The 13,026-nt window shown below is 66.8% G+C and carries 14 protein-coding genes; 8 read left to right on the top strand and 6 right to left on the bottom strand.

Annotation, left to right across the window (positions count from 1 at the left end; all coding sequences use genetic code 11):
- Positions 1-75 precede the first annotated feature (75 nt).
- The 3 genes from OG266_RS22075 to OG266_RS22065 all read right to left on the bottom strand — a co-directional run bounded on the left by OG266_RS22075 (position 76) and on the right by OG266_RS22065 (position 2,652).
- Positions 76-744: an HNH endonuclease gene (locus OG266_RS22075; RefSeq protein ID WP_371547968.1), complete on the bottom strand. Its 669-nt coding sequence runs from the start codon at positions 742-744 to the stop codon at positions 76-78.
- The gene (locus OG266_RS22070) at positions 741-1,349 is read right to left on the bottom strand and encodes a hypothetical protein (RefSeq protein WP_371547967.1); all 609 of its coding nucleotides are present in this window, start codon (positions 1,347-1,349) and stop codon (positions 741-743) included. The genes OG266_RS22075 and OG266_RS22070 overlap by 4 nt, the downstream gene beginning before the upstream one ends.
- A gap of 601 nt (positions 1,350-1,950) precedes the next feature.
- Positions 1,951-2,652: a DUF5324 family protein gene (locus OG266_RS22065; protein WP_371547966.1), complete on the bottom strand. Its 702-nt coding sequence runs from the start codon at positions 2,650-2,652 to the stop codon at positions 1,951-1,953.
- A gap of 393 nt (positions 2,653-3,045) precedes the next feature.
- On the opposite strand from OG266_RS22065, the gene OG266_RS22060 reads away from it, so the two are divergent.
- Positions 3,046-3,579: a peptidylprolyl isomerase gene (locus tag OG266_RS22060; protein ID WP_371547965.1), complete on the top strand. Its 534-nt coding sequence runs from the start codon at positions 3,046-3,048 to the stop codon at positions 3,577-3,579.
- A gap of 165 nt (positions 3,580-3,744) precedes the next feature.
- The gene (locus tag OG266_RS22055) at positions 3,745-4,659 is read left to right on the top strand and encodes a rhomboid family intramembrane serine protease (RefSeq protein ID WP_371547964.1); all 915 of its coding nucleotides are present in this window, start codon (positions 3,745-3,747) and stop codon (positions 4,657-4,659) included.
- 261 nt (positions 4,660-4,920) lie between these two features.
- Here the strand turns inward: OG266_RS22055 and crgA are convergent, their stop codons facing one another.
- Positions 4,921-5,175: a cell division protein CrgA gene (gene crgA, locus OG266_RS22050; RefSeq protein WP_266458327.1), complete on the bottom strand. Its 255-nt coding sequence runs from the start codon at positions 5,173-5,175 to the stop codon at positions 4,921-4,923.
- Positions 5,176-5,317: 142 nt separating this feature from the next.
- On the opposite strand from crgA, the gene OG266_RS22045 reads away from it, so the two are divergent.
- From OG266_RS22045 to OG266_RS22020, 6 genes are all read left to right on the top strand, one after another.
- Positions 5,318-6,097 (top strand): DUF881 domain-containing protein, encoded by a 780-nt coding sequence (locus OG266_RS22045; protein ID WP_266458324.1) that lies wholly within the window; start codon positions 5,318-5,320, stop codon positions 6,095-6,097.
- A gap of 58 nt (positions 6,098-6,155) precedes the next feature.
- Positions 6,156-6,872, top strand: a complete 717-nt coding sequence (locus OG266_RS22040) for a class E sortase (RefSeq protein WP_371547963.1) — start codon at positions 6,156-6,158, stop codon at positions 6,870-6,872.
- A 31-nt stretch (positions 6,873-6,903) separates the two neighbouring features.
- Positions 6,904-7,065: a hypothetical protein gene (locus OG266_RS22035; RefSeq protein WP_266458318.1), complete on the top strand. Its 162-nt coding sequence runs from the start codon at positions 6,904-6,906 to the stop codon at positions 7,063-7,065.
- On the top strand, positions 7,062-7,700 hold the full coding sequence (locus tag OG266_RS22030) for an aminodeoxychorismate/anthranilate synthase component II (RefSeq protein WP_266458315.1): 639 nt from the start codon (positions 7,062-7,064) through the stop codon (positions 7,698-7,700). The genes OG266_RS22035 and OG266_RS22030 overlap by 4 nt, the downstream gene beginning before the upstream one ends.
- Entirely contained in the window at positions 7,697-9,148 is a 1,452-nt protein-coding gene (locus OG266_RS22025; protein WP_371547962.1) for a class E sortase, read from the top strand. Before OG266_RS22030 ends, OG266_RS22025 begins: the two co-directional genes overlap by 4 nt.
- Positions 9,149-9,230: 82 nt before the next feature.
- A complete protein-coding gene (locus tag OG266_RS22020) occupies positions 9,231-9,977 on the top strand; it encodes a class E sortase (protein WP_371547961.1) in 747 nt (248 codons plus the stop codon).
- Between the two features lie 101 nt (positions 9,978-10,078).
- On the opposite strand, the gene OG266_RS22015 is transcribed toward OG266_RS22020, so the two are convergent.
- Both OG266_RS22015 and OG266_RS22010 read right to left on the bottom strand, forming a co-directional pair.
- Positions 10,079-11,110 carry a restriction endonuclease gene (locus OG266_RS22015; RefSeq protein ID WP_371547960.1) on the bottom strand — a complete coding sequence of 344 codons (1,032 nt, stop codon included), beginning with the start codon at positions 11,108-11,110 and terminating at the stop codon, positions 10,079-10,081.
- A gap of 881 nt (positions 11,111-11,991) precedes the next feature.
- Positions 11,992-12,408, bottom strand: a complete 417-nt coding sequence (locus tag OG266_RS22010) for a hypothetical protein (protein ID WP_371547959.1) — start codon at positions 12,406-12,408, stop codon at positions 11,992-11,994.
- Positions 12,409-13,026: the final 618 nt, after the last annotated feature.

Raw genomic sequence — 13,026 nt, 5'->3', positions numbered from 1 at the left:
CTCCCTACCTGCCTCCCTCTGCTACCTCCCTGGGTTGACCTGCGTCTTCACCCGTTAGGGAGGCGAGGGAGGCATCTAGCAGGCGGCTTCTGCACGCCCCCAGGACGGTGTTTCTCCGGCCTCGGATGCCTCCCTCCCTGCCCAGGCGAGCAGCACCGCGGCCATGGACCAGGTGAGCTGGTCGGCCTTCGCGGTGTTGCACGGCTCGCAGGACAGGACGAGGTTCGCGGGCAGGTTGCACTCCCACGCGGACCGGGGGATGTAGTGGTCCGCGGTCGCCTCGCGCATCCCGTCGAACGGGGTCCGGCAGTAGAAGCAGCGCCGGCCGTCCCGCTCGGCGAGGTACAGCCGCGTTTCCCTGGGTGCGTGCTGTAGGGACGGAGGCAGCGCCCGCTTGTTCTTCTTGGGCCGCTTGGGTCGGTTCCCCTGGAGGAAGCGGGCCGCCTTCTGGATGCGGTGGAGGAACCGCTGTACGTCGGCCTCCAGGGCTGCCGCCTCGTCCGCGCCCAGGAGCGTCACGTCGTCGACCTTGAGGGCGTCCAGGCCGGGCCCGAACACGGCCAGCTGCGGGAACTTCTCTCCCGCCTCGTGGACCAGGCGGGCCTCCATCATGAGCGTGCCGTCCGGGAGGGAGAGCTCAAGGCCTTCCCCGGAGTGGCACTCGCGGTCCTCGCCCTGCTGGATGGTGTGGTCCTCGGTGCACCACTTCGGGCAGCCGTACACGAGTCGCAGAGCAGGTGTCATCGGGTCCACCGCCCCTCGTGGTCGGCGCGGCGGCGCGCCTCGCCCTGCTCGCGGATCTTCAGCAGTTCGTCGGCAGTCTCGGCGAGGGCGTCGGCGTAGGTGCGGACCTGCTCGGCCAAGGCGCGCACCTCGTCCGGTCCCATCTCGGCCTCGGCGTTCATGCCGAGGGTGGGCCACATGACGACCGTGGGGGTGCGCAGCGTCTTCCCGAACGGGTACTGAGTGATCTCGGTGACGATGACGTCCTCGGTGCCGCCGTCCACGGACAGGGCGAGGGCTTCCTCTCCGCCGCGGTGCGCGAAGTCCTCCAGGAACGTGCCGCGCGTCATGTCCTCCTGGTGGTCGTCGGCGCACCACGGCGGGCACATGACGGTGAGGGTCGCGCCGGGGGAGTCGAGCAGCTTGATAACCCGGGTCCGCTCCTCGGCGTACACCTTCCGGTAGGCGTCGAGCGCGTCGGCGTCGGTGAGCTGCGGCGCATCCTCGGACGCGAGGAACGCGGCGACGGCCGGGAACGCGCGGTCCACGGAGCGGCGGGCCGCCGCCTGCTCGTCGGCGAACCTGGCGCGGAGTCTGGCGGACGTGCTGGGCTGTACGTTGTTCATGGCTCGGATTCCTTGCTATGGGAGGGTCCGGCCGCAGGTCCCGGGCGGTGTCCAACCACCCCCGGGACCGCCCGCCGCAGTACACATGACGTACACATCGCGACGGGAAAGGCCGGGAACTTGCGGGTAACGCAGGGACGCGTTTTGCCTGTTCAACCGGCCTGTAACTGGATTCATGCAGGTGACAGAGCCACCCTTAACGCCTTTGCATGGCAGATGTCAGGGGTTCGACTCCCCTAGGCTCCACATCCGGAAAGCCCCTCCGACCTGCGGAAACGCAGGTCGGAGGGGCTTTTGCATGGCAAGGCGCAGCGTGGGTGAGTGGGTGGGTGGGGCGGCCCGGGGGCATTGGTCTCATTGCCCGCAGACGACCAAGCCCCCTTCGTCACTCATCGCATTACTCCTTCTCGGCGCGACGGCGCGACGGCGCGACGCTCGCGGGCTCACGGCACTGCCCGCTCGCCGGTTCCACGTGAAACATCGTCGCCCACATGTGAAACTCGCCCCGGTTCCACGTGAAACATCGCTGTGGGGCAGGAGACCCTCAAGTCTCCTGCCCCACAGCGATGTTGAGATCAGAATCCGAACCCAGGACGGAAGGTCAGTGGCGGTCGTCGCGCTCCGCCGCTTCCTCCTCGGCCTCCTTGGCCTGGACCTCGGGGTCCAGGTCGGACTGGCCGCTGCCGTCGACCGACGTCAGGTGAGCCGCCTCGGGCACCTCCGTCGCGGCCGGCGGCTCGACGAGCCAGTCGGGGTTGGCCTGCTTGTCCCACCACTTCCAGGCAGCGAATGCGCCGCCCGCCAGAATGCCCAGGACGGCCAGACCCTTGGCGAGACGGCCGACCCTCGCCCGCCGTTCCTGCTTGCGGACCAGCTTCTGGATCTCCTTCGGCGAGACCTGACCACGCAGCGCGGCGAGTGCCGCCACACCACGTGACGTGGCCTCCTCCCGAACGGGCTGGGCCGCGGCCACCGCCTGCTCGATCTTCGGCTTGGAATAGTCGGCGGCCTGACGAGCCGCCTTGCGGGTACGGACGGCGGCTTCGTGAGCTGCCTGGTCGACCTTCGGCGGCACATGCGTACGAGCCTGCTCAACGCGTGGGGCGAGATGGGCGTCGTACTGGACGCGGGCCTGTTCGGCAGCCAGAGACACCTTGGGCGCGAGACGTACACGCGCCTCGTGCGCATAGTGCGAGGCCTTGTCCTTGGCTGTGTCGGCGTAAGGCGCCACCACTTCCGCGGCGTGCAGCACGCTGTCCTTCGCCGAGCCGCTCGCGGCGCGCACGCTGTCGATGCGGGTCACGGGTTTCCTCCTCCTCGGTGGCGTACGTCGGGGGTTCTGAGTACCCCCAATGACACACAGTTCACCTTTCCACCCTTATCCGGATCATGCCCGTCCGAGGGGGCCGTGGCATGTGAGGGCGGGCATCCGGGTCATGGGCGGAGACTCCGGGCGAACTAAGAGCGAGAGCCGCTCACGTGTCGATCAAGTCCAATAGCGGATTAATACGGGGCAACGGGAGCTTGTCGTCGACAATGCCACGGATCGCCGCGACGCGCCCCGGTACGGAGAGGACTCGGCCGGATTTCTGCAAGCCCTGCACGCGGTTGTTCGCCCGGAGGTGGTGGCCGGGCGACGCGTGGGCCGGTCCGTGCGAGGATCGGAGAGTCAAAAGAAGGCAACGGAAGGCAGATCGTGGCTGAGCAGCTTTACGCCACCCTGAAGACCAACAACGGCGACATCGAAATCCGGCTTCTGCCGAACCACGCGCCCAAGACGGTCCGGAACTTCGTCGAACTCGCCACGGGCGAGCGCGAGTGGGTCAACCCGGAGACGGGGGCCAAGTCCAAGGACAAGCTCTACGACGGCACGGTCTTCCACCGGGTGATCAGCGGATTCATGATCCAGGGCGGTGACCCGCTGGGCAACGGCACCGGCGGCCCCGGCTACCAGTTCGAGGACGAGTTCCACCCGGACCTCGCCTTCGACAAGCCCTACCTGCTGGCCATGGCCAACGCCGGCCCCAGCACCAACGGCTCGCAGTTCTTCATCACCGTCTCCCCGACGGCGTGGCTGACCCGCAAGCACACCATCTTCGGCGAGGTTGCCGACAAGGTCAGCCAGAAGGTCGTCGACGACATCGCCGGCGCCAAGACCAACCCGCGCACCGACCGCCCGGTCAACGACGTCGTCATCGAATCGGTCGTCGTCGAGACCCGCGAGGCCTGAGCCCCGACCTGAGCCCTGAGGGCTGAGCATCGAGGACTGAGCCCCGGGGGATCGTCCGGGTGCGCGCGGCAGAGTCCGTTCGCTCCCGCAGGGAACCAAACGCCCCGTTCATCCGTAAGGATGGACGGGGCGGTGCATTGCGTACGACAGAGTGAGGGGACCCCCATGGACCAGGCGCCAGGCAGCCCCCAGGACCCACAGGGCCCGGGGGATCAGGGACCGCAGGACGCCCGGAGCCTGCCCACCTGCTACCGGCACCCGGACCGCGAGACCGGCATCCGCTGCACCCGCTGCGAGCGCCCGATCTGCCCCGAGTGCAGTGTCGACGCCCCCGTCGGTTTCCAGTGCCCCGACTGCATCCGCAGCGGCTCCGGCACCGGTCACCCCGCGACGGCCGCCCAGCCCCGCACCCTTGCGGGCGGCAAGATCGCCGCCGACCCCCGGCTCGTCACCAAAGTCCTGATCGGGATCAACCTCGCCGCGTTCCTGGTCCAGCAGTCGGTCGGCGACCGCTTCACCGACAGCTTCGACCTGTTCGGGCAGGCATGGCTCTCCGGCGAGATGCAGGGCGTCGCGGAGGGGCAGTGGTACCGGCTGCTGACGGCGATGTTCCTGCACGGCAGCTACATCCACATCATGTTCAACATGCTCAGCCTGTGGTGGATCGGCGGCCCCCTGGAGGCGGCCCTCGGCCGTGCCCGCTACCTTGCCCTGTACTTCGTCTCGGGCCTCGCGGGCAGCGCGCTCACGTACCTCATCGCCGCCCCGACCCAGCCGTCGCTCGGCGCCTCCGGCGCCATCTTCGGCCTCTTCGGCGCGACCGCCGTCCTCATGCGCCGGCTCAACTACGACATGCGCCCGGTCATCGCCCTGCTGGTGATCAACCTGATCTTCACCTTCGGGTGGAGCAACATCGCCTGGCAGGCGCACATCGGCGGCCTCGTCGCCGGTGTCGTCATCGGCTACGCCATGGTCCACGCGCCGCGCGAGCGGAGGGCCCTCATCCAGTACGGGGTGTCTGCCCTGGTACTGGTCGCAGTTGTGGTTACCACGCTGGTGAGGACCGTTCAGCTCACCTGAGAAGCCGGTGTTGTCCACAGACCGTGGCGGATCTTGTGCATATTGTGCGGGAACAGATGTGCCCCCTGTCGCTCACCTGGGTTTTCCCAGGTCGGACAGGGGGCGAACATGCTTCCGGATACCGGTAGGTCAGTCACACCGGCGTCAACACTGGATGAGTTATCCACAGATCGTCGTTCTTTTTCCACCTGCTGTGGACAACCGAACAGCGACTGTGGATAACTCAGGGGATAGCCCTGGGCAGAGCTGCCTCCGGCAGTGCTACTTCCACTGCGTGGAGACGCCGAAGCCCGCGGCGATGAAGCCGAAGCCGACCACGATGTTCCAGTTGTCGAGCGCGTCGACGGGCAGCGAACCGTCCGTGACGTAGAAGACGACGATCCAGGCCAGGCCGATGAGGAACATGGCCAGCATGACCGGTGCGACCCAGCTGCGGCTGGTCAGCTTGATGTTGGTTGCCTGCTTCGCCGCGGGCGGCGTGTAGTCGGCCTTCTTGCGGATACGTGACTTCGGCACGAGGGTCTCTCCTGTCGATGCGCTGCGTGGCCGCGCAGGGAACTTGGGCGGGCTCCGGGGCAGCGTACAAGGGGACACTGAGCGCTCCCCCGGGCGTCCGTTAGCGTAGTGCTTCCGCGGCGCCGAAGGAGATAAGGGTACGTTGAGCAATTCTGCCGACTCCCCCGGGACAGGTTCCAGTCCTGCCGGTAAGCGCCGTTTCCGGCCCGTTCGCGTACTCACCGCAGCGGTCTTCGCCCTCGCTGGCCTCATTTTTTTCACCAGTTTCAATACGGCCAAGGGCACCAACATCCGCACGGACGCCTCTTTGCTGAAGCTCTCCGACCTGATCCAGGAGCGCAGCCACAAGAACGGACTGCTGGACGAGTCCAACGGCGTCCTGCGTGACGACGTCGACACCCTGGCCGGGCGGGAGGACGGCAGTACGGCAGCCGAGGACGCCAAGCTCGCGGCGCTGGAGAAGAACGCGGGCACCCAGAAGCTGAAGGGCGAGGCCGTCACGGTCACGCTCAACGACGCCCCGCCGAACGCGACGGCCAAGCTGCCCGGCTACCCCGAGCCGCAGCCCGACTACCTGGTCATCCACCAGCAGGACCTCCAGGCGGTCGTGAACGCCATGTGGCAGGGCGGTGCCCAGGGCATCAGGGTGATGGATCAGCGGCTGATCTCCACGAGCGCCGTCCGCTGCGTCGGCAACACCCTGATCCTCCAGGGCCGCGTCTACTCACCTCCGTACAAGATCACCGCGATCGGTGACCCGGACAAGCTCCAGGAGGCGCTCGCCGCCTCCCCGGCGATCCAGAACTACATGGTGTACGTCAACGTCTACGGACTCGGCTGGAAAGTCGACGAGGACGGGGCGGTGACTCTTCCCGGCTACTCGGGCACAGTGGATCTCCACTACGCCAAGCCTGTGGAGTAGCTCGAAGAGGCTCGGAGTAGTGCCTGATTAGTTGCTGCCGCTGGGGGACCCTGTGTCGGTGCGAGTGGTCGTCAGGACGATCAGTGAACTGTGCATCACCGTCGGTACTGTGATCGTGCTCTTCGTGGTCTATGTGCTGTTCTGGACGGGCGTGAAGGCCGACAGCGCGATGGACCGGCAGATCGACCAGCTCCAGGAGCAGTGGTCGAAGGGGAGCGTGAATCCGCCGGCCGCGCCACAGAGCTCCAGCTCGCCGGGTCCCGGAGAGAGCTCCGACGCGGCTCCGGAGCCGCCGGCTTCGTACATGTATGACAAGCCCTTCGCCGTGATGTACATCCCGCGGCTTGGTTTCACGTGGAACAAGCCCGTGCTCGAAGGCACCGGCACCGATGTCCTCAAGAAGGGGCTGGGCCACTACAGGGGCACGGCCCAGCTCGGGCAGACGGGGAACTTCTCCGTCGCCGGCCACCGCCGTACGTACGGCGACCCCTTCAAGGACTTTCCCGAACTCCGCAAGGGTGACGCGGTGGTGCTGACGGACGGGACGACCTGGTTCACGTATCGGATCGACCAAGGCCCGTACAAAACGCTGCCCGCCGACATTGAGGTGATCGATCCTGTGCCGCGTAAGTCCGGGTACACGCGTTCGGGCCGCTATCTCACGCTGACCACGTGCGACCCGGAGTGGGGGCACAGTCATCGGCTGATCGTCTGGGCGCATCTGGATTCCACACAGCCTGTGGAGGCTGGGAAACCGGCGGCGCTACGCCGTTAGTCTGGTGCGGTACGGCGACGGAAGGGACGGCATGTACGGCTGGATCTGGCGGCATCTGCCGGGGAACGCGTGGGTGAGGGCACTGATCTCACTCGTGCTGACCCTCGCAGTGGTCTACGTGCTGTTCCAGTACGTCTTCCCCTGGGCCGAACCGCTGCTTCCCTTCAACGATGTGACGGTGGACAACCAGTGAGCGCGCGGATTCTCGTCGTCGACAACTACGACAGCTTCGTCTTCAACCTGGTCCAGTACCTGTATCAGCTGGGCGCCGAGTGCGAGGTCCTGCGCAACGACGAGGTGTCGACCGCGCACGCCCAGGACGGCTTCGACGGAGTGCTCCTGTCACCTGGCCCGGGCGCTCCCGAGCAGGCCGGGGTCTGCATCGAGATGGTCCGGCACTGTGCCGCGACCGGCGTCCCGGTCTTCGGCGTCTGCCTCGGCATGCAGTCGATGCAGGTGGCGTACGGCGGTGTGGTGGACCGTGCGCCCGAGCTGCTGCACGGCAAGACCTCGCTCGTGGAGCACGAGGGACAGGGCGTCTTCGCGGGCCTTCCGTCTCCCTTCACGGCGACCCGCTACCACTCGCTCGCGGCCGAGCCGGAGACCGTGCCGGCCGAGCTGGAGGTCACGGCCCGTACCCACGACGGGATCATCATGGGGCTGCGGCACCGTGAACTCCCGGTCGAGGGCGTGCAGTTCCACCCCGAGTCGGTGCTGACCGAGCACGGGCACCGCATGCTCGCCAACTGGCTGGTGGCGTGCGGCGACCAGGGGGCCGTGGCGAGGTCGGCGGGGCTCGCCCCGGTGGTGGGCAGGGCCACGGCGTGACCGCGCTGCGCCCCGAGCGCGAGAGCTCCTCCTACGGCGGCGAGGCCGCGTACGGGGGCGCCGAAGCGTTCGAGGGCGCCGAGGCACTCGCGAGCGCGGAAGCGATTGCGGGCGCGCAAGCTTTTGAGGCGGCGGTCGAGCAACTGGCCGACCCGCTGACGGATCCGTTGCCGGGGCAGCGGCAGCAGGCCGCCGGTCAGCAGCCGGCGACCGGTCAGCAGCGGATTCCTCCGCAGCAGCCCGCCCCTCTGCAGCAGCCCCCTGTGCAGCAGACCTCTCCGCAGCAGCCCGCCCCTGTGCCGGGGACTCCTCAGCAGCAGGAGTGGTACGACCCGGAGGGGTACGCGCACGAGTGGTACGCGGCGCCCGAGCCGACGCGGCCGCGGCAGCCTGCGTACGAGGAACCGGTCGCCGCGCCGTACGTCGAGCCGGTCGCCCCGCCGTACCGGGGGCCGGGCCCCATGCCGTACGAGCAACCGCGGGCGACGCCCGCGCCGTTGGACGACGAGACGGTGGCGCTGCGGGTTCCGGAGTCGATTCCGGTCCCGCCCCGAATAGCAGGAAACACTGCCGGAACCACTGCCGGAAGCGCCGCCGTGTCCGCGCCCGGAGGCCGCGCCGCCCGGCGCAAGGCTGCCAGGCGCCACGGGCGGCACGGAGGCCCTCAGGAGCCCCTGGAGTCCCCCGAGTCCCAGGAGACCCTGGAGTCGGCGGAGAGGGCCGCTGAGGCCCCTCTGACGCGTATGGAGGCCCGACGGGCGGAGCGGGCGCGGAAGCCCGGCGCGGCTGTCATCGTGAGCCGGATGATCGGTGAGGTGTTCATCACCACCGGCGTCCTGATGCTGCTGTTCGTGACGTACCAGTTGTGGTGGTCGAACGTGCGGGCTCATCAGCAGGCGGACAAGGCCGCGAACAACCTTCAGCAGGACTGGGCGACCGGCAAGGGGAACCCGGGGACGTTCGAGCCGGGGCAGGGTTTCGCCATCCTGCACATTCCGAAGCTGGACGTGGTCACGCCGATCGCCGAGGGCACGAGCAAGTCGAAGGTGCTCGACCGCGGAATGGTCGGCCACTACGCCGAGGGCAGCCTGAAGACGGCGATGCCGGACGCCAAGACGGGCAACTTCGCGCTCGCGGGGCACCGGAACACGCACGGGGAGCCGTTCCGGTACATCAACAAGCTCGAGCCGGGCGACGAGATCGTCGTCGAGACGCAGGACGACTACTTCGTCTACAAGATGACGTCGATCCTGCCGGTGACGAGTCCGAGCAACACGGCCGTGATCGACCCGGTGCCGAAGGGCTCGGGTTTCACCGGGCCGGGCCGCTACATCACACTCACCACCTGCACGCCGGAATTCACCAGCAAGTACCGGATGATCGTGTGGGGCAAGATGGTCGAGGACCGGCCGCGCAGCGAGGGAAAGCCGGAAGCGCTCGTCCAGTAGGAGCGGCCGGCGGCAGTACTCAGAAGCACTCGGTAGAAGCACATGGGACAACCCGAGACAGACCAGACGGGGCAGATGCACAGTGGCAGCGAGGACCGACCACGACGAGCGCACGGACGTCGAGGAGCCGGCGCCCGCACCGCGACGGCGCGGCTCCGGCCGCTTGGCGATGGCGGTCAGCGTTTTCGGTGAACTCCTCATCACCACGGGTCTGGTGCTGGGTCTGTTCGTCGTCTACTCGCTGTGGTGGACGAACGTGGTCGCGGACCGCGCGGCGGACAAGCAGGGCGACAAGGTCCGCGACAACTGGGCCGCGGCGGACACCGGCCCGGGAGCCCTGGACACCAAGAACGGCGTCGGCTTCCTGCACGTCCCGGCGATGAAGAACGGCGAGGTCCTGGTCGAGAAGGGCACGTCGTCCAAGGTGCTCAACGACGGCGTCGCCGGCTACTACACGGACCCAGTCAAGTCCCCCCTGCCGACGAGCGACAAGAACGGCAACTTCACGCTCGCCGCCCACCGCGACGGCCACGGCGCCAAGTTCCACAACATCGACAAGCTCAAAAAGGGCGACTCGATCGTCTACGAGACCAAGGACAACTGGTACGTCTACAAGGTCTACGCCATCCTCCCGGAGACCTCGAAGTACAACGTCAAGGTCCTCCAGTCCGTCCCCAAGCAGTCCGGCAAGACGAAGCCGGGCCACTACATCACGCTGACGACGTGCACGCCGGTGTACACCTCCCGGTACCGGTACGTGGTGTGGGGCGAGCTGGAGCGGGTGGACAAGGTCGACAGCGACCGGACGCCGCCGAAGGAACTGGGGTGAGGTGACTGAGCCTCTGCGAGGGGCTCAGTCACCTACGATGACGAAGGCCCGAAGCCGCAACTATCTCTTGCGGCTTCGGGCCTTGCTGTGTCGTGGCGCGACTATTCCAGAACCGCCAGTGTTGATCCGGCGCTCCATTCCTCCAACAGTCCGCGGTGTACGGCGATGACGCCGCCGTCGGTGGCGACGTTCAGGGCGTCACGGGTGAACGGGCACGTCGCTACGAAGAGCGCCACCTCCGAGGAGTGCAGCACCTTGGCCGCTCCGATGAACTTCTGGACGGCGGGGCTGGTGACGGAGAGGTAGGGCGCGAATCTCTTGCACTGGACGACCACCGCTCGCCTGTCGGACGTGAGACCGGTGATGTCGACCCCTCGGTCTCCGCTGCCGCCCCGTACGACGACGTCAGTGCAGCCGTCGCGGCGCAGGAGTTCGGCGACGTACTCCTCGAACTCGCGGCCGTTCATGACGTCGATGGCGGCCATGACTCCGGCGAGAGGGCGGTCCTCTCGATGGCTTTCCAGGCGTTGCAGCCTGGCGTGATGCTGGCGGAGCCTGCGCTCGACGGTCTGGACCCCTGCCCGCAGGGCGATCAGCTCCCTGCGGTACTCGCCCGATGTCTCGATCAGGGCGTTGAACATGGGGACGACGGTCTTGCCGAGGATGTGGGTGATGCGTTGGTCGATGCGGTCATCGAGGTCGGTGGCGTCCGCCTGGACGGAGTTATCCACAGGGCGTGTACGCGCCACGTACTCCATGTCGAGGAGGTAGACACACACCTGACGTGCGACTTCGCTCTCTCGGAGCAGCATGGCGACGTTGAGGACTGTGCGGCGAGAGAAGATGGCGAGAGAGGCTGTGTGCGACTCGATCCCACTGAGCTCCTTAAAGGAGCTCAGTTCTGAACCTGCCAAAACCCGATAGCCGTTGGTTTCCAGTTCTGCTCGGTGGTCGACCACCAGGGAGCGGATGGCCTTGATGCCCGCTTGGAAGTACGCCGCCAGCATCGCCGTCGTCACATGCGTGCCGTCCGGCAGTAGCGACAGCGCCTTCACTCTGGCGAGTACGTCCGTGCGGTCCAGCGCGCTGCCTCGCAGAGCCTTCGATTCCACCAGAGCCGATTCGTTGATCACGTTCTGCCCTTCCATTCACAGTGTGGCCGTATGGCCAGGGCAGAGCTTCGGCACCCCACCCCATTCGATCAACGAGTCATGACATATGAAGACACTATGGACGCATGCGCAGGCTTGCGGCGGAATGTCGGTGGCCAAGGAGTCCGACAGGAAGAAGACGTGCCGGTACGCCACCCTGAAGACGTACGCACCGGTGAAAACGTCCCGCCACCGGTACATTCGTGTGGGGCGAACTGGTCCGCGTGGACAAGGCGGACAGTGAGCGGACGCCGCCGAAGGAACTGAACTGTCACCAAAGCGGCCTTCCAGTGCGCGGCGATCTGCTCCGGTGGCAGGCCCTGAAGGGGCAGAAGCACCGTCACCGCTCACGCTGCCCACCGCTATGGACCCCGCCGCAGGTTGCGTAGCCACTCACTCTCGGTGGCGGATGCATTGGCGAACCCGATGGGTGGGCGCACACTGACCAAAACCTCGCCGGGCGGGCGGACGTTGCTGACACCTCGATCGAACGCCCGGCGAGTGCCGTGTCAATGCCCCTGGCCCCGACGGCCTCAACTCCCTTTATGCGCAAGACTTCTGGAGTGTGCTTAGCCGAGACACCAGGGAGGAATAACCCACGGGTAGCTTTCAGGGCTTCGTGACAGTTGTCTTCTCAACCGCAGGGCACGGTCTTGGTCTTGATGAGGTGGCTGTACACCGTCGACCGGGGCACGCCGAACAGGTCGGTGATCTTGCCGGACGCCTGCTGAGACAGGGTGCCTCCGCGGGCGGTAGGAAGCGCCGGGCAGATGCGGTGTTGTCCAGGACGACTTGCAGCGCCCGAGGGCAGCAGTCTGACGGACCGGGGCCGTCCCCGGAAGCGTGCCCAATCTGGCCGCCGGTTAGGACCAGTCGGTGCAGGAGTTGAGCTTGGTGCTTCCTTCGAAGCGAGCTACCTCGACCCCAGTGGCTTCAATGCCCCACGAGGTCTGGGCGGTGGTGCTGAGCGTGAGGGTCTCGCCCGAGCCCGAGGTGAGGGAGTGCCACGCCCACGTCGTGGTTGCACTGGTCCCGACCGCCTTGCTGAGGAAGCGAACCCGTACGTGGTGCCCGTCAGCGGACGTGTCCGTAACCGACAGCGCGATCTTGAACTCCTTGTACGGCCACTGGTCCCCTGTGGGATAAGTCGCCCCCATGCTGCCTCGCGCCCCCGTCGTCGAGCAGCTGGCGGTCTCCGCCGCGGACGCCTGACCGGTGAACGCGATCGTGACCACAGCCGCCGCGGCGCAGGTGGTGGCTATGCGCGTGCGAGTTCTCATATTGTTTTCTCCCTGTTAGTTGCCAGTGGCCCTGATCTCCCTCGGAGGGGGCCTCCTGATGATCGATTGCCGATGCTGCCTAAAAACTTGGGCAACCACCAGCAATATGTCGCACAGTTGATCGATATTCAGTCGTCTTGCTTGCCATGGGCAAACAACTCAAGAACCTTGTAGACGGACAGGAGGGATCTCTCTGCGGATAGCTGATTTCCCTCTCCGTGGACTTGTTTATGTCGATTTCGTACAGATGATCACCTCGGGGTTGGCTCAGTACTGCCCGGTCAGTGAGACCGACCGAACTTGGAGCACCGTGAAGAAGACTGACGGGGAGATCGTGGAAATCCTCCACGCTCCGGACGTCGCCGAGAGCGTGGGCCCGGCGTAATCGCTGGTGGGGGCGATCTGAAGGCCGTGCACCGGTACGCACGGGTGAGGGACCCCGGTCACCCGGTCACCGGCCTGTTAGATAGCCGAAAATGATCCATCCGGCAGGTCGATGAGTGAGCAGGCTTCCTCGGGGTGCTCGCGCACGAGCAGGCCTAGATGACGAAGGCCCGGCTCCCTGAGAGGGAGCCGGGCCTTGGCCGTCGTGCTGGGCGGAGTCAGTTCCCCGGGCGG

The organism is Streptomyces sp. NBC_00554, from assembly GCF_041431135.1.
GTDB lineage: Bacteria > Actinomycetota > Actinomycetes > Streptomycetales > Streptomycetaceae > Streptomyces.
The sequence above is the reverse complement of the archived record's forward strand: the minus strand, read 5'-3'. Positions and strand labels throughout refer to the sequence as shown.

Excerpts from the sequence above, each read along its gene's own strand:
- OG266_RS22035 (WP_266458318.1), top strand. The coding sequence starts at position 6,904 with ATGTACGGCTGGATCTGGCGGCATCTGCCGGGGAACGCGTGGGTGAGG.
- OG266_RS22055 (WP_371547964.1), top strand. The coding sequence starts at position 3,745 with ATGGACCAGGCGCCAGGCAGCCCCCAGGACCCACAGGGCCCGGGGGAT.
- OG266_RS22070 (WP_371547967.1), bottom strand. The coding sequence starts at position 1,349 with ATGAACAACGTACAGCCCAGCACGTCCGCCAGACTCCGCGCCAGGTTC.
- OG266_RS22075 (WP_371547968.1), bottom strand. The coding sequence starts at position 744 with ATGACACCTGCTCTGCGACTCGTGTACGGCTGCCCGAAGTGGTGCACC.
- OG266_RS22010 (WP_371547959.1), bottom strand. The coding sequence starts at position 12,408 with ATGAGAACTCGCACGCGCATAGCCACCACCTGCGCCGCGGCGGCTGTG.